A 20,230-nucleotide genomic window follows, 5' to 3' on the forward strand; every position below is an offset into this window, starting at 1 on the left:
GGCGACCGGGCCGCGCGATGGGGCGGCGACCGGGCCGCGCGATGGGGCGGCGACCGGGCCGCGCGATGGAAGGGCGGCGCCGGAGCGGTCGAGGCGCCCTACGGCCCCCGGCCGCGACTCCACCCGGGAGGCCCGGTGAGCGCGCTGACCGTACGCGCGGCCCGGAACCGCTACCTCGTCCTCTCCGGGCTGCGCTGGCTGCCGACCGGCCTGCTCATCCCGATCACGGTGCTGCTGATGCTGGAGCGGGGCCTCAGCCTGGCGCAGACCGGCACGGTCTTCGCCGCCCAGGGGCTCGTGGTGCTCGCGCTGGAGCTGCCGACCGGCGGGCTCGCCGACGCGCTGGGACGCCGGCCGCTGCTGCTGGTCGCCGGCGTGATCAACCTCGGCACCCTGCTGCTCCTCGCGTTCGCCCGGGACTACTGGATCTTCCTGCTGGTCTGGGCGTTGCAGGGGGTCTTCCGGGCCCTGGACAGCGGCCCGCTGGAGTCCTGGTACGTCGACGCCACGCTGGCGGCCGACCCCGGCGCGGACCTGGAACGCGGGCTCGGCGCCGGCGGCACCGCCGTCGGGGTGGCCATCGGCGTCGGCTCGCTGCTCGGCGGTGGGCTGGTCGCGCTCGGCCCGGTCGGGAGCGTCAGCGCGCTGACCGTTCCGGTGCTGGTCGCCGCCGGGTTGCAGGTGGCCGGCCTGGTGGCGCTGGCGCTGCTGCTGGTCGAGGTACGACCGGCCCGCGGCCTCGGCGCGCTGCGCGGCACCGTACGCGAGATCCCCCGCGCGATCGGCGACGCGTTCGGGCTGCTGCGACGCTCCCGGATCGTGCTCGCCCTGGTCGCGGTCGAGCTGTTCTGGGGATTCGGCATGGTCACCTTCGAGACGCTGCTGCCGGTCCGGCTCGGCGACGTGATCGGCAACCCCGACCGGGCGGCGGCGCTGCTCGGACCGGCCAGCTCGGCCGCCTGGCTCGCCTCGGCGGCCGGTGCCGCGATCATCCCGCTGGTCGGGCGACGGATCGGCGTCGCACCGGCAGCCGCACTGCTCCGCGTCCTGCAGGGCGCCACGGTGGTGGGGATGGGCCTGCTCGCCGGCCCGGTCGGCGTGATCACCGCCTACCTGGCCTGCTACGCCGTGCACGGGGCGTCCAACCCGCTGCACATGGGGCTGCTGCACCGTCAGGTCGACGGCCCGTACCGGACCAGCGTCATCTCGCTCAACTCGATGGTGTCGCAGCCCGCGGGCTCGCTCGGCGGGGTGGTGCTCACCGCGCTCGCCGGCGCCACCTCGGTCGGTACCGCCATGCTGGTCGGCGGGGTGGTGCTCGCCGCCGCCGCCCCGCTCTACCTGCCGGCCTGGCGCGGCGCGCGCAAGGCTCCCGCGCCCGCCGCGCAGGTCCCGCCCGCCGTGGCCGGTCCGCCGTCCGCGACCCCCGCTTCCGGCGGCGCGGGTCCCGTCGTCCCCGCGCCGAGGCCGACGGCCGACGCGCCGGCCGGGCCCGATGCGCGGGCGGGGTCCGACGCGCCGGCCGGATCCGCCGCGCCGATCGGATCGGATGTGCTGGTCGGACCGGGCGCGGAGGCCGCCGGTCAGGCGACCCCGACCAGCTCCACCGAGGTACGCGCCAGCGACCCGGCGAAGCCGAGCCGCTCGTAGAGGCGGATCGCGACCAGGTTGTCGACCATCACGCCGAGCGTGACCTCCTCCGCCTCGGCCAGCAGTGCCCGGGTCATCGCCGCGGTGAGCGCCGCACCCAGCCCTCGGCCCCGCCACGTAGGGTCGACGGTGAGCCCGGCCAGGAACCCCGTGCCGCCGCGGCTGCGGTCCGCGCCCGCCGCGACGAGCCGGTCGCCGGCCCAGACGCCGTGCCAGTGGTTGACCCGGGGGTCGCCCGGTCGGGTGGTGGTCGCCGGGAACGACGACTCGATCAGGTCGTGGATCGCCGCGTGTTCGGCGTCGGTGAGGCGTACCACCCGCTCCTCGCCCGGCTGCTCGGGCGGCGGGGTCGCCGTCCAGCGGAAGTCCCACTGGTCCCGCTTGCCCGTCCGCAGGTGCGCGTCGAGGACCTCCGGCGCCACCCGGGGCAGGTGCAGCCAGGTCGGCGGCGGGATCGTGCCGGCGGAGATCAGCCCGGCGACGAACCGTACCGCCCGCTCGGGGTCGCCCATCGCGAATCCCTGCCGGCCGGTCGGGCCGTCGCGGAACCACACGGTGGTGTCGTCGACCAGGTAGCCGGTCAGCTCCTCGTCGCCGCCGGTCTGCAGCCGGACGTACGGGTGGTCGCCGGCGGTCGCCAGGACCCCGTCCCGCCCGGCGACCGGTGTCGCTTGCATGATCATTTCGTCACCTTAACGCGGTGCCGCGGCGTCCACCGTGGAGATTGGCGCGCGACCCAGCTGGGTATATCCGCCCCGGACCCACTGAACCCCCCGGAGGAGATCATGCTCGCCATCGCCGCCGCCGCGGTCTTCGGTTTCGCCCTGCTACTCGACCTGCTCGACACCGACCTCGGCGCACCCGACCTGTTCAATTGGAACACCCTCGTGCTCATCGGGCTGTTCCTGGCCGCCCTCTACCTCGCCGGCATCGGCCGGCCCGCCGGAGCCGGCGGCGGTGGTCGCTGGTACCGCGGCCGGCGCCCGGGCCGAGGCTGACCCGCCGGAGCGGTAGCGGATCGTGGCACAACCGGCCAGCCGTGCACGCCGATCGCGGCGGAACGGCACGGGTACGCACGTAATCGGCCCGGTTTCGGTGGATTTTCTGCCCCTGAGACCGGGCCGGTAATGTTTCCCCGATGGAGTCCGACGGCCTCTTCTCTCTCGCCGACCCCGGCGGCGTGCGCGCGGCACCGCCCGGGCCGGCCGCCGTCGACGGCTTCGCCGCGCCCGGCACCGACTCGCCGCTGCCCGTCCGGATGCGTCCGACCAGCCTGGACGAGTTGGTCGGGCAGGAACACCTGCTGGCGCCGGGGGCTCCGCTGCGCCAGTTGGTGACCGGTGCGACACCGATGTCCGTCATTCTCTGGGGTCCGCCGGGAAGTGGCAAGACCACGATCGCGCATCTGGTGGCCGGGGCCACCGACCGGCGGTTCGTGGCCATGTCCGCGCTCTCCGCCGGCGTCAAGGACGTCCGCGCGGTGATCGACACCGCCCGGCGGGAGCGCCGCGCCGGTGGCCGGCCGACCGTGCTCTTCATCGACGAGGTGCACCGGTTCAGCAAGACCCAGCAGGACTCGCTGCTCGCCGCGGTCGAGGACCGGACGGTGACGCTGCTGGCGGCGACGACCGAGAACCCGTACTTCTCGGTGATCTCGCCGCTGCTCTCCCGGTGCGTGCTGCTCACCCTGCAACCGCTCGGCGACGAGGCGGTGCGCCTGCTGCTGCGCCGGGCCGTCGCCGACGAGCGCGGGCTGGGCGGGCGGGTCACGCTCGCCGCCGACGCCGAGGACCACCTGGTACGCCTCGCCGCCGGCGACGTACGCAAGGCGCTGACCGCGCTGGAGGCGGCGGCCGGGTCGGCGACCGCGCTGGGCAGCGACCGGATCGACCTGGCCACCGCGGAGCAGGCCGTCGACGTGGCGGCGGTGCGCTACGACCGCGACGGCGACGCGCACTACGACGTGATCAGCGCCTTCATCAAGAGCATGCGCGGCTCGGATCCGGACGCCGCCCTGCACTGGCTGGCCCGGATGCTGGTGGCGGGGGAGGACGCCCGGTTCATCGCCCGCCGGCTGGTGATCTTCGCGAGCGAGGACGTCGGCATGGCCGACCCGAGCGCGCTGAGCGTGGCGACCGCGGCGGCGCACGCGGTGGAGTACGTCGGGCTGCCGGAGGCGCAGCTCAACCTGGCCCACGCGGTCATCCACCTGGCCACCGCCCCGAAGTCGAACTCGGCCACGGTGGCGATCGGCGCGGCGATGGCGGACGTACGGGCCGGACGCGGCGGCGGGGTGCCCCGGCCGCTGCGCGACGCGCACTATCCCGGCTCCCGGGGCCTCGGCCACGGCACGGGCTACCGGTACCCGCACGACGACCCGCGCGGCGTCGTGACCCAGCAGTACGCGCCGGACGACCTGGTCGGCGTGGAGTACTACCGCCCGACCGGGCACGGCGCCGAGCGCGCCGTCGCCGGCCGACTGCCGGTGCTGCGCCGGATCGTGCGCGGCGAGCCGGCCCCGGCCGGCGGCGGCCGAGCCGAGGCGGACCGTTCCGGCGCGGGCCGCGAGTCCCGGCCGGGAGCGGTGGCGAACGGCAGGACCGGCGCCGAGGCGGAGCGTCCCGGCGCGGGCCGCGAGTCCGGGCCCGGATCGGCGGCCAGCGGCGGGTCCGGATCGGCACCGGGCGACGGCACGGACCGCGTCGGCGCCACCGCGCCGGGCGGCGAGGCGACGGACGACAGCGGCAACACCTCCGCGGGGAAGGAACATCTGTGAGATCGCGCGCTTCCGACCGGCCCGAGGACGGCCCCGACGAGCGGCGGGATCCACGGGCCAAGGGCCGACGCTGGGGTCGTGGCAAGCCCGAGGCCGCCGCCGAGGAGCCGGTCAGCGGCGAGGAACTCGGCTGGATCGCCGACCTTCGTACGGCGAAGGAGGAGCGGGCCGACATCGGTCCGGGCGGGCCGGGCAGCGTTCCCGAGGGCGACGCGGGCCGGCCGCCGGAGCCGCGGCGCGAGGCGCCGCCCGCCCCGGACCGCGACGATCCGGGCGGCTTCCCGGCCCCGGGCGCTCCTCCCGCCCCGCCCGGCCTCGGGCCGGAGCCGGGTGGGCGCGGCGCGCCGTTCGGACCCGGCGAGCCCGGTGGCGGTCCGGCCCGGGCCGCCGCCCGCCGCCCTGAGCAGACCGACCCGGGAGCCGACGTGGCCCGGCCCGTGGGCCGCCGTGGCGGCGCGCCCGCCGGGCCGCCCGCCGCCGCGCCAGCGCCCGGTGGTGGACCCGGCGCCTGGTCGGCCACGTCCGCCGGGCCCCGGCACACCGACCCGGGTCCGGGCGACACCGACCAGGCCGGGGCGTTCGGCGCCGGGCCCCGCCGCGCCGCGCCCAGCGGGGCCGAGCCACGCCGGGCGGCGCCGGACGAGCCGGAGGGCCGCCGCGCGGCAGGGCGCCACGGCGCCGGGCCGGAATCCCGCGACCCGGCCGCCTTCGGCTCGGCGCCGGACGACCCCGAGACCACCGGCGGGCGCTACCGGGTCCCGCCCTTCGTCGGAAACCGCCCGTCCGACCCGCGCGACACGGGCGCCGCGCCGTCGGCGGGTCGTCGCGCGGCCGTGCCGCCGGTGCCGCCGCCGTCGGTCGCCGGGGACGGGCCCGCGTCGACCGGTCGCCGCGCCGCCCCGGAGTCGGCCGCCGAAGGGCGGGCGGGTCGCCGGGCGGCGGGCGCCGTCCCGGGTACCCGCCCCGGTACCGGGCCGGCACCGGAGGAGGGCTTTGCCCCGCCCCGTCCCGGGACCGAGGGCGAGCCCGCCGTACCGCTCACCGGCAACGCGCCACCCGTGCCGCCGCGCCGGGGACGCCGGGCCGCGCCGGAGCCGGGCCTGGACCGGGTACCGCCGGTGGAGCGGGAGCATCCCGCCGGACCCGGCGACGGCCCGCACCGGGCCGGACCGGGCGAACCGTCGGTGGGTCGGCGTGCCGCCCCGGAGCCGGGCGGACCGGGCGTGGGTCGGCGTGCCGCCCCGGAGCCGGGCGGACCGGGCGTGGGTCGGCGTGCGGCCCCGGAGCCGGGCGCGCCCCGTCGCGCCCGCGCCGAGCGGCCCCCCGTGGCCCGTCCGCCGGCACCCGGTGAGCCGGCGGGCCGCGACGCTGGCCGATCCGACATCACCCCGCCGCCCGGCCGGACCCAGCCGGGGCCCGTCGCCGGCGACGGGCCGGGCCTGAGCCGGCTGGGCGGCGCGCCCGCCGGACCGGGTACGCCGCCGGCCGGACCGGGGCGGACGGCCGTGCCGAACGCGGCACCGGGGCGGGCCGAGGCGCCGGGCGCCGGGCGGCCGGCGGGCAGGCCAGGGGCACCGGCCGGGCCGGAGCCGACCGGCCGGCACGGCGCGACCGCACCCGGCACGGGTCGCCACGGGGCCGCCGAGCCGGGTCCGGGTCCGGGTCGCCACGGCAGCACCGAGCCGGGCGCGGGTCGCCATGGCAGTACCGAACCGGGTACCGGCCGGCACGGCGGCACCGAACCGGGCGGGGGTCGCCACGGCGCGGCCGAGCCCGAGCCGGGTCGCCCGGGTGCCGCGCCGGAGCCGGGGCGCGCCGGTGTCGTCCCGCCCGCCGGTCCCGGCCGCCCGCCGCTCGGGAGCACCGGCCGGCCGCGCGCCGGCGCCGTACCCCCGGACCAGGCCGCCGGTCGTGCCGGCGGGCCGGGCCGGGCGAGCGTGCCCGGCGCGGACCGGCCCGGCCCCGGACCGGGCGCGCCCGCCGGACCGCACGGGCCCGGCGGACCGGGTAAGCCCGGTGGCCTCGGCAAGCCCGGTGGGCCTGGTGGGCCTGGCGGACCCCACGGACCGGCCGGGCCCGGCGGGTTGGCCGGGCCCGGTGGGCCGGGCGCACCGCACGGACCCGGTGGACCGCACGGACCCGGTGGGCCAGGCGGACCGGACCCCGCCCCGCCCCGCCCCGCCGCCGCGGCCGCGGCGGTCGCCCCGCCGCGCCGTGACGCGCCCGGGGGCTCGGCGGCCGTACCGTCCAGAGAGGCCGCCGGGCCGCAGCCGGCCCGTGCGGCGGCCGCCGTACCGGGCGTGCCGCCGGTCGGGGCCGCGGCGGTGCCACCGGTCGGCGCGGCGTCCGTGCCGGTGGAGGCCGGCCCCGCGGTACGCTCCGGCCGGGCATCGCTCCGGCCCGACGGGCCGGACGTGGACGACGACGCCGAGCCGGACGGCCCGACCGAGGCCCGCTCGGAGCTGCACCGCCGGGTACGCGAGCAGCGGCGGCTGCGGATGGCCGCGGTCATCCTGGCCAGCCTGCTGGTGCTCGGCGCGCTGCCGCTCTTCTTCGGCATCCGCGCGGCGACCCGCGATCCGGTCTTCAACTCCCTCGACGCGCTCCAGGTGCCGAGCTGGGCCGCGGGCAAGACGGTGGACGACGTGAGCGGCAGCCGGTGGTGCATCATCGAGTGCCGCTACCGGGAGCGCACGGTGGAGTCGACGGGTACCCCGGACGACACGGCCAAGGTCTACGAGAAGGCGCTGGCGGACGAGGGCTGGCAGCGGTGGAAGCCGGACCTCTGTCCGGAGCAGAAGGTCGCCGGGCACTACACCTGCTGGCGCCGGGACGAGCTGACCCTGGACCTCTGGGTCCGGCCGCCGGCCTGCCCGCCGGCGGAGCCGACCGAAGGGGCGGTGGCGCCGCCCAGTCCCGCGACCGATGCCGCGGAGTGCAAGGGTTCGTTGATTTCGGTGAAGGTCCGTAACGCGATCGACGACGACCGGACCAGGCCGCAGCCGAGTACGGATCCCTCGCTCACCGGCGAGGATCCTGACCCGACGCTCCCTCCCGACCCGCTCGGTGACCTGACAGCTTCACCGTCGTGAGACGGGCTCCGTCACGGACGGTAGGGTCTTTGCTTGGTGGTTTGGTCGGCCGCCCGCGCGTCGCGGGCGGCCGGAACGGTTCCCGCGCGCCGCGCCCGGGGTAATGACGGTCGCGCATTCGATACGTACGGGTGGAGGAGAACAGGCGTGGATGGTGGACAGATCGCCGCGTTGATCGCCGCGGGTGCCTTCCTGATGTTGGTGCTCGTGCTGGCCGTGCCGATCCTGCGGCTGCGCCACACGGTCGACGCGGCGACCCGGGCGATCAACGATCTGAACGACCGGACGGCACCGCTGCTCGGCGGCGCGGCCACGACGATCGACAACGTGAACACCGCGTTGACCCAGGTGCACACGTCGCTGGACGGGGTGAACATCCAGCTCGCCAAGATCGACACGATGACCGGCCACGCCCAGAACGTCACCGCCAACGTCGCCAACCTCGCCACCGTGGTCTCCGCCGCGGCGGCGAACCCGCTGGTGAAGGTCGCGGCCTTCGGCTACGGCGTGCGCCGGGCCGCCGCCGCCCGGCGGCAGGCCGAGGACGAGCGCGAGGTACGGGCGGTCATCAAGCAGCGGCGTCGGGCCGCCAAGCGCGGCGCGGAGAGCTGACCGCGCCCGTCGGGTGATCCCGCCGCCTCCGTCGTCGGGGAGCCGAGAGAGGATGAGGCCATGAAGCGACTCCTGTGGTTGGGCATCGGGCTCGCCGTCGGAGCACTGGTCGTCCGGAAGCTGACCCGGACGGCCCAGTCGTACACGCCCGGTGGCATCGCCACCTCGCTGTCGCAATCCGCTGGCGGACTGGTCGAGACGGTGCGTAGCTTCGTCGACGACGTACGGGACGGGATGGCCGAGCGGGAGCAGCAGATTCACGCGGCCTTCGCCGAAGGCGTCGCGTTCGACGACCAGTTCGCCGAGTACCGCGGCAACCCGCGCCTCGGCGATCACGACATTTTCTCGGAGGAAGACACCCGATGAAGACGGCGGAGATCAAGCGGCGCTACCTGGCGCACTTCGCGGCGAACGACCATGCCGTGGTGCCGTCGGCCCCGTTGCCCGCCATCAACGACCCGAACCTGCTCTTCGTCAACGCGGGCATGGTGCAGTTCGTGCCGTACTTCCTCGGGCAGCAGACGCCGCCCTTCCGGCGGGCGGCGAGCGTGCAGAAGTGCATCCGTACGCCGGACATCGACGAGGTGGGCAAGACCTCGCGGCACGCCACGTTCTTCCAGATGAACGGCAACTTCTCCTTCGGCGACTACTTCAAGGAGGGCGCGATCCCGCTCGCCTGGGAGCTGGTGACCAAGCCGGTCGCCGAGGGCGGGTTCGGGCTGGACCCGGAGCGGATCTGGGCCACCGTCTACCTCGACGACGACGAGGCGATCGACATCTGGCGGCGTACCGGGATGCCGGCCGAGCGGATCGTCCGCCGGGGCAAGAAGGACAACTTCTGGTCGATGGGGATCCCGGGCCCGTGCGGGCCCTGCTCGGAGCTGTACTACGACCGGGGCCCCGAGTACGGCCGCGAGGGTGGTCCGGAGGTCGACGAGGACCGCTACCTGGAGTTCTGGAACCTCGTCTTCATGCAGTTCGAGCGGGGCGCGGGCACCGACAAGGAGAACTACCCGATCCTCGGCGAGCTGCCGGCGAAGAACATCGACACCGGCATGGGGCTGGAGCGGATGGCCTCGCTCCTGCAGGGCGTGGACAACCTGTACGAGATCGACGAGGTACGGCCGATCCTGGACCGGGCGGCCGAGCTGACCGGCAAGCGGTACGGGGCCCGGTCGGGGCACGCGGCGGCCGAGTCGGACCCGGACGACGTACGACTGCGGGTGATCGCCGACCACGTGCGCACCTCGCTTTTGCTGATCGGTGACGGGGTGACCCCGTCGAACGAGGGCCGCGGCTACGTGCTGCGGCGGATCATGCGACGGGCGATCCGGGCGGTCCGGCTGCTCGGCTGGCAGGAGCGGGCGCTGCCGGAGCTGCTGCCGGTGGCGCGGGACTGCATGGCGCCGTCGTACCCGGAGCTGGCCGACGACTTCGAGCGGATCGCGCAGTACGCGTACGCCGAGGAGGAGGCGTTCCTGTCGACGCTGCGGGCCGGCACCACCATCCTGGACACGGCGATCGCGGAGACCAAGTCGACCGGCGGCACCTCGCTGTCGGGCGCCAAGGCGTTCCAGCTGCACGACACGTACGGCTTCCCGATCGACCTGACCCTGGAGATCGCGGCGGAGCAGGGGCTCCGCGTCGACGACGAGGGCTTCCGCCGGCTGATGGCCGACCAGCGGGCCCGGGCGAAAGCGGACGCGCAGGCGCGCAAGACCGGACACGTGGACCTGACCGCGTACCGGGGCGTGCTGGACGCCGGCGGCCCGGTGACCTTCACCGGCTACACCGAGGTCTCCCGCGAGTCGACGGTGCGGGCGCTGCTCTCCTCGGGCGGCGAGGCGGTCGCGGCGGCCGGCGAGGGGGAGACGGTCGAGCTGGTCCTCGACACCACCCCGTTCTACGCCGAGGGCGGCGGCCAGCAGCCCGACACCGGTCTGATCACCGTCGGCGGCGGCCAGGTCGAGATCCTCGACGTGCAGCAGCCCATCCCCGGGCTGATCGTGCACCGGGCCCGGGTGGTGCGCGGCGAGGTGCGCAGCGGGGAGACCGGCTTCGCCGAGATCGACATCTCCCGGCGCCGGGCGATCTCCCGGTCGCACACCGCCACCCACCTGGTGCACCAGACCATCCGCAACTTCCTCGGCGAGTCCGCGACCCAGGCCGGTTCGCTCAACGCGCCGGGCCGGCTGCGGTTCGACTTCAACACCGCCAGCGGGGTCGCGCCGAGCGTGCTGGCCGACGTCGAGCAGCAGGTCAACGAGGTGCTGCTGAGCGACCTGGAGGTGCACGCCTTCATCACCTCCCAGGAGGAGGCGCGCCGGCTCGGCGCGATGGCGCTCTTCGGCGAGAAGTACGGCGAGGAGGTGCGCGTCGTCGAGGTCGGCGACTACGCCCGGGAGCTCTGCGGCGGTACACATGTCTCCCGCTCCGGACAGCTCGGCCTCGTGAAGATCCTCAACGAGTCGTCGATCGGTTCGGGCGTACGCCGGGTCGAGGCGCTGGTCGGCATCGACGCGTTCCAGTTCCTGGCCAAGGAGCACCTGCTGGTCTCCCGGCTGGCCGAGCTCTACCGGGTGCCGAGCGAGCAGGTGGCCGAGCGGGTCGAGCAGACCGTCACCCAGCTGCGCGACGCGGAGAAGGAGCTGGAGAAGCTGCGCGCCCAGCTGGTGCTCGGGGGCGCGGCGGCGCTGGCCGCCCAGGCCCGGGACCTGCGCGGGGTGGCCTTCGTCGGTACCGAGGCGCCGGAGGGCGCGGCCGGCAACGACGTACGGACGTTGGCCCAGGAGATCCGCGGCAAGATCGATCCGGCCCGGCCGGCCGTGGTGGCGGTGACCGCCCGGGCGAACGGCAAGGCGTCGCTGGTGGTGGCCGTCAACGCGGCGGCCAAGGGACGCGGCGTCTCGGCGGCGGATCTGGTCAAGGCGGCGCTCTCCGGGCGGGGCGGCGGCAACGCCGACCTGGCCCAGGGCGGCGGCCTGCCGGCGGCGGAGGCGCCAAACCTGCTGGTCACGATCGAGAAGGCGCTCGCCGAGGCCTGAGCCGCGGCCAGGTTGATCCGTGGCGAACCCCTGTGGTTTGATCGGCAGCCACATGATCCACGATGAGATCGACTCGGTTGCGGAGCGGTACGGATGAGTGACTTTCCACGCGGCGTACGGCTCGGCGTGGACGTCGGCAAGGTCCGGGTCGGGGTGGCGGTCTCCGACCCGGACGGCATCCTGGCCACCCCGCTGGTGACCCTGGCCCGGGACCTGACCGCCGACCCGGACCGGGTACCGGCCGACATCGCCGAGTGCGCGCGCCTGGTGGCGGCGCACGAGGCGGTCGAGGTGGTGGTCGGGCTGCCGGTGACCCTCGCCGGCACCCACGGCCCGGCTGCCGTTCACACCAAGGCGTACGCGCAGCGGCTGGCCGAGGCCATCGCGCCCGTTCCGGTTCGCTTCGTCGATGAGAGGATGTCGACGGTCGTCGCGTCTCGTAGGCTGTCCGAGCGGGGCGTCAGAGGACGACGCCAACGGGCGGTGGTCGATCAGGCGGCCGCGGTGGAGATCCTGCAGAGCTGGCTGGATGCGCAGCGGAGGCGGACTTTATGATCGACGAACTTGACCTCGTGTTCGAGGACGAGGATCACGATGGGGGAGGGCGACACACCCGCAGCGCGGCGCGCCGGCGCAAAAAGAAATCCGGCGGACGGGGCCGGACGATTCTCGCGTTGCTGATGGCGTTCGTACTCCTCGGCGTTCTGGGTGGTGGCGTCTGGTACGGCTTCGACCGGGTCCAGTCCTTCTTCACCACCCCCGACTACGAAGGCGCGGGTACGGGCGAGATCCTCGTCGAGGTGAAGGCCGGCGACCTGAGCGCGGACATCGGTACCACGCTCTACGAGAAAGACGTGGTCAAGAGCCAGGCCGCGTTCGTGAAGGCGGCGAAGGCGAATTCCCGGAGCAAGAACATCCAGCCGGGCTTCTACCGGCTGCGCAAGCAGATGAGCGCCGAGAACGCGCTCGGCCTGCTGCTCGACCTGAAGAACAAGGTGACGAAACAGGTCACCATCCCGGAGGGGCTGTCGTACCAGCAGACCTTCGAGGCGCTCGCCAAGGCGACCGGTATTCCGGTCAAGGAGTTCGCCGACGCCGCCAAGGACCCGGTCGCGCTCGGCGTACCGGACTGGTGGTTCAAGCGCGACGACGGCAAGAAGCTCAACAAGTCGATCGAGGGTTTCCTCTACCCGGAGACGTACGAGTTCCCGCCGAACGCGAGCGCCACGGACATGCTCAAGACGATGGTCGAGCACTTCAACAACGAGATGGGCGAAATCAATTTCGCCGACACGGTGCAGCAGAACCTGCACATCTCGCCGTACGAGGCGTTGATCGCCGCCTCGATCGCGCAGGCCGAGGCGATGCACGACAAGGACATGGGCCCGGTGGTGCGGGTGCTCTACAACCGGGCGTACGGCGGAAACTTCCCCTGTAGCTGCCTCGGCCTGGACAGCACGGTGAACTACTGGTTGCGGATCACCGGTCAGGGCAGCAAGGCGTCCGAGCACCTGAGCAACGCCGACCTGCACAACCCGAAGAACCCGTACAACACCCACGACTTCCCCGGCATGCCGATCGGTCCGATCGGCAACCCCGGCAAGGCGGCGATCGAGGGCGCCATGAGCCCGCCGCCGAGCAAGAACGTCTATTTCGTCAGCATCGACACCAAGGGCACGATGGCGTACGCGACCAGCTGGAGCGGCCACCAGGCCAACATCCAGAAGGCGTGCCAGAACGGGATTCCGCTGTGCTGACCCGAGTGACGAGCGTGCCGACCCGAATGATGTCCGTTGCTCCCGACGGGGCACCGAACCGGAACGAGGCCCCGTGAGCGACAGGTCGGGCCGCCGAGGCCAGCCCGGTTACGGCGGCTACCCCGAGCAGCAGGGCTACCCCGACGGCGCCGGTTACGGCGAGGAGCCGGAGGGCTACCGCGAGCGTCGAGGTCGCCCGGTCGCCGGTGGTTACCCCGCCCAGCCTGGCTACGGCGCGCAGCCGGGCTACGGCGACCCGGGTTACGGCGGCGACCAGGGGTACGGGGCCCAGCCGGGTTACGGCGGCGACCAGGGGTACGGGGCCCAGCCGGGCTACGGCGGCGACCAGGGCTATCCCACCGCCGGGACCGGCTCGCCGGCCGGCTACGGCGGCGGCCGGGGCTATCCGGCCCAGCCGGGCTACGGCGCCGAGCCGGCGGGCTACGGCGCCGAGCCGGAGTACCCGACCCGGGACGGCGCCCCGGGCGGCTACGGCGACGACCGGGGCTACCCGGGCCAGCCGGGTTACGGCGGCGAGCAGGGCCACCCGCAGGCCGGCCGCGGCGGCGGGTACGGCGGTCGGACCGAGCCCCAGGGCTATCGCGGCGACCCGGGCTACCGCGAGGAGCAGGGCTACGGCGACCGCCGGGGCTACCCGGCCGGAGGCCAGCCGGCGGGGCCGGGTTACGGCGGCGACCAGGGCTATCCGCAGCCCGGCCGCGACCCCGGCTACGGCGGGTACCCGGAACAGCAGGGCTACCCGGACCAGCCCCGGTACCCGGACCACGGCGGCAACCAGCGGGATCTGCACGGCCGGGACCCCGGCGATCCGCGCGGTCGCGTGGACGAGCGAGGTTTCCCGGGCAGCGGCGAGCCGGGCTTCCTCGACGGTGCCGGTTTCCCCGGCGAGCCGGGCTTCCTCGACGGTGCCGGTTTTCCGGGCGACCCCGGTTTCCCCGGCGAGCCCGGCTACCCGGACGACGAGGCGGACGCGCGCGGCGACGCGGGCACGCGCGACGGCCGGCGGGCCAAGGGCAAGGGCGGCAAGGCCGGCAAGAGCGGCAAGGCCGGCGGCGGCAAGGGCGGCGGCGGCAAGGGCGGGAAGACCGCCGCCGAGGGCAAGGGCGGCAAGGGCAAGCGCAACGTGCTCGTCGTCGCGTTGGCGGCGGTGCTGGTCCTGATCGTCGGGGCGGGTGGCGTCGCCGTCGTCGGCTTCGACCGGATCCAGAACCACTTCTTCACGCCGGACTACGAGGGCCAGGGCAGCGGCGAGGCGCTGATCAAGGTCGCGGCCGGCGAGAACCTCACCGCGGTCGGTACCAAGCTCGTCGAGGCCGACGTCGTGAAGGGCCTCAAGGCGTGGGTGCAGGCGACCGACGCCGAGCCGCGCAGCCGGGGTCTTGGCGAGGGCACCTACAAGCTGCGCAAGCAGATGAAGGCCTCGGCCGCGCTGGCGCTCATGCTCGACCCGAAGAGCCGGGTGATCAACGGGATCACCATCCCCGAGGGTGAGATCACCCTGGCCGTCTACGACCGGCTCTCGGAGTTCACCAAGATCCCGGTGGCAGAGTTCAAGAAGGCGGCGGCGGACCCGGTCAAGCTCGGCGTACCGGCCTCGTGGTTCCAGCGCGAGGACGGCAAGAAGTCGGCCAAGAGCCTGGAGGGCTTCCTCTTCCCGGCGACCTACGAACTGCCGCCCAACGCCACCGCCGAGCAGATCCTCAAGCTGATGGTGCAGAAGTTCATCGAGGTCACCAAGGCGATGAACTTCGAGCAGACGGTCCGCGACGAGCTGCACATCTCGCCGTACGAGGCGTTGATCGCGGCCTCGATCGCCCAGGCGGAGTCGGTGCACCACCAGGACATGCCCAAGGTCGCCCGGGTGCTCTACAACCGGGTCTACGGCGACAACTACCACTGCAACTGCCTGGAGATCGACAGCGCGATCAACTACTGGTTCCGGTTGCAGGGCAAGAACCCGAAGGACTCCGACGACCTGTTGCAGAGCGAGATCAACGACCGGAAGAACCCGTACAACACACACAACGTCGACGGTCTGCCGATCACGCCGATCAGCAACCCGGGCGAGGACGCGCTCAAGGGCGCGATGAACCCGCCGTCCGGGAACTGGATCTACTTCATGACCATCGACAAGCAGGGCACCATGGGCTACGGCTCGACGGACGCCGAGTACCGGGGGTTGATCAAGACCATGTGCCGCAACGGCGTGCTGACCGGGGACAACTGTCGGTGAGGGCGGCGGTACTGGGCAAGCCGATCGCGCACTCGCTCTCGCCCGTGATCCACAACGCGGGCTACGCGGCGGCCGGGCTCACCGGCTGGTCGTACACGGCGATCGAGTGCGCCGAGGCCGAGTTGCCCGACCGGGTCGCCGGCCTCGGGCCGGAGTGGGCCGGGTTGTCGCTGACCATGCCGTTGAAAGAGGCGGCGCTGCGGGTGGCCGGCGAGGTCTCGCCGGTCGCCGCCGCCGTCGGTGCCGCGAACACCCTGGTACGCCGTGCCGACGGCTCCTGGTACGCCGACAACACCGACGTCACCGGCATGGTGCGGGTACTCGGCGAGACCGGGGTGGCGCCCGGCGCCGCGGTGACCGTACTCGGGGCGGGTGGCACGGCCCGGGCGGCGCTGGCCGCGGCGGCCCGGCTCGACGCCGCCACGGTGACCGTGGTGGCGCGCCGCCCCGACGCGGTCGAGGAACTGCGCCCGGTCGCCGCCGCACTGGGGCTGGCGATGATCGCCGGCGCCTGGGCCGACGCGCCCCGGTACGCCACCGCCGACCTGGTCGTCTCCACCGTGCCGAAGCGGGCCGCCGACCACCTGGCCGACGAGGTCGCCTGGCGGAGCGGAACCGTCCTCTTCGACGCGCTGTACGACCCGTGGCCCACCCCGCTCGCCGCCGCCGCCCGGCGCGCCGGCTGCCGGATCGTCTCCGGGCTGGACCTGCTGCTCGCCCAGGCGGTGGGTCAGTTCGAGCAGTTCACCGGCGTGACCGCCCCGGTCGACGCGATGCGTACCGCCCTCGCCGCCGCCCGCACCGCGCCCTGATCCCCACCCGCCCGCACCGTGCCGATCTAGGGCAAATCCGGGTGAGTTGATCTCCAATCACGAGGATTTGCCCTAGATCGACGAGTGTCGCGGACGGGCGAGCGCGAGGACGGCGAGCAGCGACAGGCTGGCCGTACCGGTGATGACCACCGCCATCGGCACCGCGCTGTCGGTGGGGCCGAGCCCGACCAGCGGCGCGGCGAGCGCTCCGAGCACCGACTGGGTCGCGCCGAGTACGGCGGCGGCCGTTCCGGCGCTGCGCGGATGCCGGTCCAGCGCCAGCGCGGTGCTGTTCGGGGTGACCATGCCGACCGTGGCGACGAAGCCGAAGAGCGCGACCGCGACCGGCCACAGCCGGCCGATGCTCGCGCCCGCGAGCAGGCACGCGGCGGCGGTGAGCCCGGCGACCAGCGTGCCGACCAGCAACCGTCGGGCGGGGAAGCGGTCGAGCAGCCGCGCGTTGAGCTGGCCGAGGCCGACCAAGCCGAGCGCGTTCAGGCCGAAGAGCAGGCTGAACACGCCGGCCGGTACGCCGAAGACGTCCTGCATGACGAAGGACGACCCGGAGATGTACGCGAACAGCCCGCCGAAGGCGAGCGCCTGGGTCAGCGCGTAGCCCAGGTAGATCCGGTCGGTGAGCAGCGTCCCCAGCGCCCGGCCAGTGGCGGCCAGCCCACCGGCGTGCCGCCGCTCGGCCGGCAGGGTCTCGGGCAGCCAGAGCGCCACCGCGGTCGCGAGCAGGGCCCCGATCGCCGCGAGCGCGACGAAGATGGCCCGCCAGTCGCCGATCCGCAGCACCAGGCTGCCGAAGCCGGGCGCGGCCACCGGCGCCACGCCGAAGATCAGCGTGAGCTGGGAGAAGTACTTGGCCGCCGCGGCGCCGGAGTAGAGGTCGCGGACCACGGCCCGCGCGACGACCACCCCGGTACCGCCGGCGAAGCCCTGGGCCAGGCGGAGCGCGGCGAGCGTACCGGCGCCGGGGGCGAGCGCGCAGAGCAGGCCGATCACCGCGTACGCGCCGATGCCGAGCAGTACCGGCCGCCGCCGGCCCCACCGGTCGCTGAGCGGTCCGGCGACCAACTGTCCGAGGGCGTTGCCGAGCAGGCAGGTGGTGAGCGAGAGCTGTAGCTCGGACTGGCTGGCGTGCAGCTGGGCGGCCATGCCGGGCAGCGCCGGCAGGTACATGTCCATGGAGAGCGGACTCACGGCCGTGAGGGTGCCGAGCAGGATCAGCAGCGCGGCGCCGGTGGCCCGGCGCGGGCCGGGACCCGGCTCGCGGCCCGCGCCCGCGGCGGCGGCGGCCGCCGAGTCGGGTGCGGCGTCGGCCGTGGCTGTTCCGGTCGCCGCGTCACGTGCGGCGGCCTCGGCCGGCGGAGCTGCTCCGGCGGGCGCGTCGAGCGCGGCGGCTGTCGCTGTTCCGGCCGGCGCGGACCGGTCTGACCTCTCCGGCACGGTATCTTCCCTCCCGACGGCGATCCCGGCCGGAAACCATAGCTCTGTTTTCAGAGTTATTGCGAGGTGAGTGCGACCTGTCGCGAGGTGAGATGGCCGACAACCGGACGTACGGGCCCGATCCGCTGCCCGAGAAGGAGATCGCCGCGGCCGCCGCGGTGCTCGCCGGCGCCCTCGGTGACCTGCACCGGGTGCTGCGCCGCTCGGCCAGCCGCCGGGCCGGGCGGGTACCCCTGCCCGACGCGCAGGTGGAGCTGCTGCGGCTGGTCGAACGCCGGCCGGGCGTCAGCGTGAAGGAGGCCGCCGAGCGGCTCGGTACCGCCGCCAACACGGTGAGCACGCTGATCGGGGAGCTGGCCGGCGCCGGGCTGCTGGAGCGGGAACGCGACCCGGAGAACCGGCGGGTGGTCCGGCTCCGGCTGACCGCCGCCGCCCGCGACCGCATCGCCGACTACGCCGCCCACCGCCGGGACCTGCTCGTCGCCGCGCTCGACCGGCTCGACGCCGAGGCGCGGCGCGAGGTCGTCCGGGCCGCGCCGGGGCTGCGGGCCCTCGCCGACCTGGTCGCCGAGGAGGAGTGACCGGGGTGCGGTCCGCCGCCCGGAACGGCGCGGCTGGGCGGCCCGCTAGCGGTGCGGCTGGGCGGCCCGCTAGCGGCGCGGTCCGCTGTGCGGGACGGCGCGGCCGGGGTGGGGTGCCGTCCCGGCAGCGTGACACACTGGCACCGTGTTGCGCTGGCTGACCGCAGGTGAATCGCATGGCCCCGCCCTCGTCGCGCTCCTGGAGGGCGTACCCGCCGGGGTCGAGGTGAGCAGCGAGGTGATCGTCCGGGAACTGGCCCGGCGGCGCCTCGGCTATGGTCGCGGCGCCCGGATGTCCTTCGAGCGCGACGAGGTCGAGATCATCGGCGGCATCCGGCACGGGCTGACGCTGGGCAGCCCCGTCGCCATCCGGGTGGGCAACTCCGAATGGCCCAAGTGGGAGACCGTGATGTCGGCCGACCCGGTCGACCCCGAGGTCCTCGCCGGGCAGGCCCGCAACGCCCCGCTGACCCGCCCCCGGCCCGGCCATGCCGACCTGGCCGGCATGCAGAAGTACGGCTACACCGACGCCCGCCCGATCCTGGAGCGCGCCAGCGCGCGGGAGACGGCGGCCCGGGTCGCCGTCGGTACGGTCGCCAAGGCGCTGGTGCGCCAGACCCTCGGCATCGAGATCGTCTCGCACGTGGTGGAACTCGGCTCGGTGGCGGCCAAGCCCGGCCTGCAACCCCGGCCGGAGGACGCCGAGCGGATCGACGCCGACCCGCTGCGCTGCCTCGACCCGGAGGCGAGCGCCCGGATGGTCGCCGAGGTCGACGCCGCGAAGAAGGACGCCGACACGCTCGGCGGGGTGGTCGAGGTGCTCGCGTACGGCGTACCGCCGGGCCTGGGCAGCCACGTCCAGTGGGACCGCAAGCTCGACGCCCGGCTCGCCACCGCGCTCATGTCGATCCAGGCCATCAAGGGTGTGGAGATCGGCGACGGCTGGCAGCAGGCCCGCTCCCGGGGTTCGGTCGCGCACGACGAGATCGTGCCGACCGCGACCGGCGTACGGCGGGTCACCGACCGGGCCGGCGGGCTGGAGGGCGGCATCACCACCGGCGAGCCGGTACGGGTCCGGGCCGCGATGAAGCCGATCTCTTCGCTGAACCGGGCGCTCTCCACCGTGGACGTCACCACCGGCGAGCCGGCCACCGCGATCAACCAGCGCTCGGACGTCTGCGCGGTACCGGCCGCGGCCGTGGTGGCCGAGGCGATGGTGGCGCTGGTGCTCGCCGAGGCGGCGACCGAGAAGTTCGGCGGCGACTCGGTCGCCGAGATTCGCCGCAACCTCGCCGGCTACCTCGACAACCTGGTGATCCGGTGACGCGCCCCGTGTGTGTGCTGGTCGGGGCGCCCGGCTCGGGCAAGACGAGCACCGGCGAGGCGCTGGCCGCCGCGCTGGGCGTGACGTTCCGCGACACCGACCACGACATCGAGGCGACGGCCGGCAAGCCGATCCCGGAGATCTTCATCGACGAGGGGGAGGAGCACTTCCGTACCCTCGAACGCCAGGCGGTGGCGACGGCGCTGGCCTCCTTCGACGGGGTGCTCGCCCTCGGCGGCGGCGCGGTCCTGGCCGACCAGACCCGCGCGTCGCTCGCCGGCCACACCGTGATCCACCTGTCGGTCGAGCTGCCCGACGCGCTCAGGCGGGTCGGGCTCGGCGCGGGCCGGCCGCTGCTGGCGATGAACCCCCGCGCCACCCTCAAGCACCTGCTCGACCAGCGGCGACCGCTCTACGCGGAGGTCGCCACGCACACGGTCACCACCGACGGCCGTACGCCCGAAGAGGTCGCCGACGAGATCCTCGCCCTGCTCAAGGAGTAGCGCGGCGGCCGGCGCGTCACGCCTTGCCGACCTTGTCGAGGAAGGCGAGCCAGCTCGCGCTGCGGGCGAACCTGGGCGGCGACAGCAGCTCCAGCGCCACGATCTTCTCCGCGATCAGGTGTAGACGCCGTGCCAGTAACCATCGTGAGAGACCTCGAAGTCGTCGGGCCTGCGCTGCCGCAGAAGCTCGTACCGCTCCACGAAGAGGCTGATCGCTTGTTCGAGGCTGCACCCCTCGGCTTGCCGGATCGCCTGCATCCCCGCGATGATCCGCCGTTGCACAATTAGATCGTCGATCGGCTGCCAAGCGTCCACGTGGTCATCTTGCAAGCCGGCTCCTGGCTTGTCCCGCCCGGGTGGGGGTCCGTGCCGT

At 74.6% G+C, this 20,230-nt stretch carries 16 protein-coding genes and 1 pseudogene; 14 read left to right on the forward strand and 3 right to left on the reverse strand.

Going from position 1 to position 20,230, the window contains the following annotated elements:
• Positions 1-135: 135 nt before the first annotated feature.
• Positions 136-1,383 (forward strand): annotated as a pseudogene (locus AB0J86_RS16910) (MFS transporter); the annotation flags it as partial.
• 200 nt (positions 1,384-1,583) lie between these two features.
• Here AB0J86_RS16910 and AB0J86_RS16915 read toward each other — a convergent pair.
• Positions 1,584-2,333: a GNAT family N-acetyltransferase gene (locus AB0J86_RS16915; protein ID WP_363857939.1), complete on the reverse strand. Its 750-nt coding sequence runs from the start codon at positions 2,331-2,333 to the stop codon at positions 1,584-1,586.
• Positions 2,334-2,435: 102 nt separating this feature from the next.
• Here AB0J86_RS16915 and AB0J86_RS16920 point away from each other — a divergent pair, with 102 nt between their 5' ends.
• The 10 genes from AB0J86_RS16920 to AB0J86_RS16965 all read left to right on the forward strand — a co-directional run bounded on the left by AB0J86_RS16920 (position 2,436) and on the right by AB0J86_RS16965 (position 15,997).
• On the forward strand, positions 2,436-2,648 hold the full coding sequence (locus AB0J86_RS16920) for a hypothetical protein (RefSeq protein ID WP_363857940.1): 213 nt from the start codon (positions 2,436-2,438) through the stop codon (positions 2,646-2,648).
• Positions 2,649-2,788: 140 nt separating this feature from the next.
• Complete coding sequence (locus AB0J86_RS16925) at positions 2,789-4,426, forward strand: replication-associated recombination protein A (protein WP_363857942.1); 1,638 nt, start codon at positions 2,789-2,791, stop codon at positions 4,424-4,426.
• Positions 4,427-6,888: 2,462 nt separating this feature from the next.
• Positions 6,889-7,518 carry a hypothetical protein gene (locus AB0J86_RS16930; protein ID WP_363858037.1) on the forward strand — a complete coding sequence of 210 codons (630 nt, stop codon included), beginning with the start codon at positions 6,889-6,891 and terminating at the stop codon, positions 7,516-7,518.
• A 147-nt stretch (positions 7,519-7,665) separates the two neighbouring features.
• On the forward strand, positions 7,666-8,130 hold the full coding sequence (locus AB0J86_RS16935) for a DUF948 domain-containing protein (RefSeq protein ID WP_363857944.1): 465 nt from the start codon (positions 7,666-7,668) through the stop codon (positions 8,128-8,130).
• A 60-nt stretch (positions 8,131-8,190) separates the two neighbouring features.
• The gene (locus tag AB0J86_RS16940) at positions 8,191-8,496 is read left to right on the forward strand and encodes a hypothetical protein (RefSeq protein ID WP_363857946.1); all 306 of its coding nucleotides are present in this window, start codon (positions 8,191-8,193) and stop codon (positions 8,494-8,496) included.
• Positions 8,493-11,174, forward strand: coding sequence for an alanine--tRNA ligase (gene alaS, locus AB0J86_RS16945; protein WP_363857947.1), 2,682 nt, complete (start codon positions 8,493-8,495; stop codon positions 11,172-11,174). Before AB0J86_RS16940 ends, alaS begins: the two co-directional genes overlap by 4 nt.
• A 93-nt stretch (positions 11,175-11,267) precedes the next feature.
• Positions 11,268-11,729, forward strand: a complete 462-nt coding sequence (gene ruvX / locus AB0J86_RS16950; protein ID WP_363857949.1) for a Holliday junction resolvase RuvX — start codon at positions 11,268-11,270, stop codon at positions 11,727-11,729.
• Positions 11,726-12,931, forward strand: a complete 1,206-nt coding sequence (gene mltG, locus AB0J86_RS16955) for an endolytic transglycosylase MltG (protein WP_363857951.1) — start codon at positions 11,726-11,728, stop codon at positions 12,929-12,931. The genes ruvX and mltG (AB0J86_RS16955) overlap by 4 nt, the downstream gene beginning before the upstream one ends.
• A 73-nt stretch (positions 12,932-13,004) precedes the next feature.
• Complete coding sequence (gene mltG / locus AB0J86_RS16960) at positions 13,005-15,185, forward strand: endolytic transglycosylase MltG (protein WP_363857953.1); 2,181 nt, start codon at positions 13,005-13,007, stop codon at positions 15,183-15,185.
• Positions 15,182-15,997 (forward strand): shikimate dehydrogenase, encoded by an 816-nt coding sequence (locus tag AB0J86_RS16965; RefSeq protein ID WP_363857955.1) that lies wholly within the window; start codon positions 15,182-15,184, stop codon positions 15,995-15,997. Before mltG (AB0J86_RS16960) ends, AB0J86_RS16965 begins: the two co-directional genes overlap by 4 nt.
• A 72-nt stretch (positions 15,998-16,069) precedes the next feature.
• Here AB0J86_RS16965 and AB0J86_RS16970 read toward each other — a convergent pair whose 3' ends face one another.
• Positions 16,070-17,449, reverse strand: a complete 1,380-nt coding sequence (locus tag AB0J86_RS16970; protein WP_363857957.1) for a multidrug effflux MFS transporter — start codon at positions 17,447-17,449, stop codon at positions 16,070-16,072.
• Between the two features lie 92 nt (positions 17,450-17,541).
• Here AB0J86_RS16970 and AB0J86_RS16975 point away from each other — a divergent pair, with 92 nt between their 5' ends.
• The 3 genes from AB0J86_RS16975 to AB0J86_RS16985 all read left to right on the forward strand — a co-directional run bounded on the left by AB0J86_RS16975 (position 17,542) and on the right by AB0J86_RS16985 (position 19,857).
• Entirely contained in the window at positions 17,542-18,030 is a 489-nt protein-coding gene (locus AB0J86_RS16975; RefSeq protein ID WP_363857959.1) for a MarR family transcriptional regulator, read from the forward strand.
• Positions 18,031-18,175: 145 nt separating this feature from the next.
• The gene (gene aroC, locus AB0J86_RS16980) at positions 18,176-19,354 is read left to right on the forward strand and encodes a chorismate synthase (protein WP_363857961.1); all 1,179 of its coding nucleotides are present in this window, start codon (positions 18,176-18,178) and stop codon (positions 19,352-19,354) included.
• Positions 19,351-19,857 carry a shikimate kinase gene (locus AB0J86_RS16985; protein ID WP_363857962.1) on the forward strand — a complete coding sequence of 169 codons (507 nt, stop codon included), beginning with the start codon at positions 19,351-19,353 and terminating at the stop codon, positions 19,855-19,857. Before aroC ends, AB0J86_RS16985 begins: the two co-directional genes overlap by 4 nt.
• A gap of 114 nt (positions 19,858-19,971) precedes the next feature.
• Here the strand turns inward: AB0J86_RS16985 and AB0J86_RS16990 are convergent, their stop codons facing one another.
• Positions 19,972-20,172, reverse strand: coding sequence for a hypothetical protein (locus AB0J86_RS16990; RefSeq protein WP_363857964.1), 201 nt, complete (start codon positions 20,170-20,172; stop codon positions 19,972-19,974).
• Positions 20,173-20,230: the final 58 nt, after the last annotated feature.

Source organism: Micromonospora sp. NPDC049559 (assembly GCF_040676675.1).
Lineage (GTDB): Bacteria > Actinomycetota > Actinomycetes > Mycobacteriales > Micromonosporaceae > JBFAPK01.

Excerpts from the sequence above, each read along its gene's own strand:
- AB0J86_RS16915 (WP_363857939.1), bottom strand. The coding sequence starts at position 2,333 with ATGATCATGCAAGCGACACCGGTCGCCGGGCGGGACGGGGTCCTGGCG.
- AB0J86_RS16920 (WP_363857940.1), top strand. The coding sequence starts at position 2,436 with ATGCTCGCCATCGCCGCCGCCGCGGTCTTCGGTTTCGCCCTGCTACTC.
- AB0J86_RS16925 (WP_363857942.1), top strand. The coding sequence starts at position 2,789 with ATGGAGTCCGACGGCCTCTTCTCTCTCGCCGACCCCGGCGGCGTGCGC.
- AB0J86_RS16940 (WP_363857946.1), top strand. The coding sequence starts at position 8,191 with ATGAAGCGACTCCTGTGGTTGGGCATCGGGCTCGCCGTCGGAGCACTG.
- alaS (WP_363857947.1), top strand. The coding sequence starts at position 8,493 with ATGAAGACGGCGGAGATCAAGCGGCGCTACCTGGCGCACTTCGCGGCG.
- ruvX (WP_363857949.1), top strand. The coding sequence starts at position 11,268 with ATGAGTGACTTTCCACGCGGCGTACGGCTCGGCGTGGACGTCGGCAAG.
- mltG (WP_363857951.1), top strand. The coding sequence starts at position 11,726 with ATGATCGACGAACTTGACCTCGTGTTCGAGGACGAGGATCACGATGGG.
- AB0J86_RS16975 (WP_363857959.1), top strand. The coding sequence starts at position 17,542 with ATGGCCGACAACCGGACGTACGGGCCCGATCCGCTGCCCGAGAAGGAG.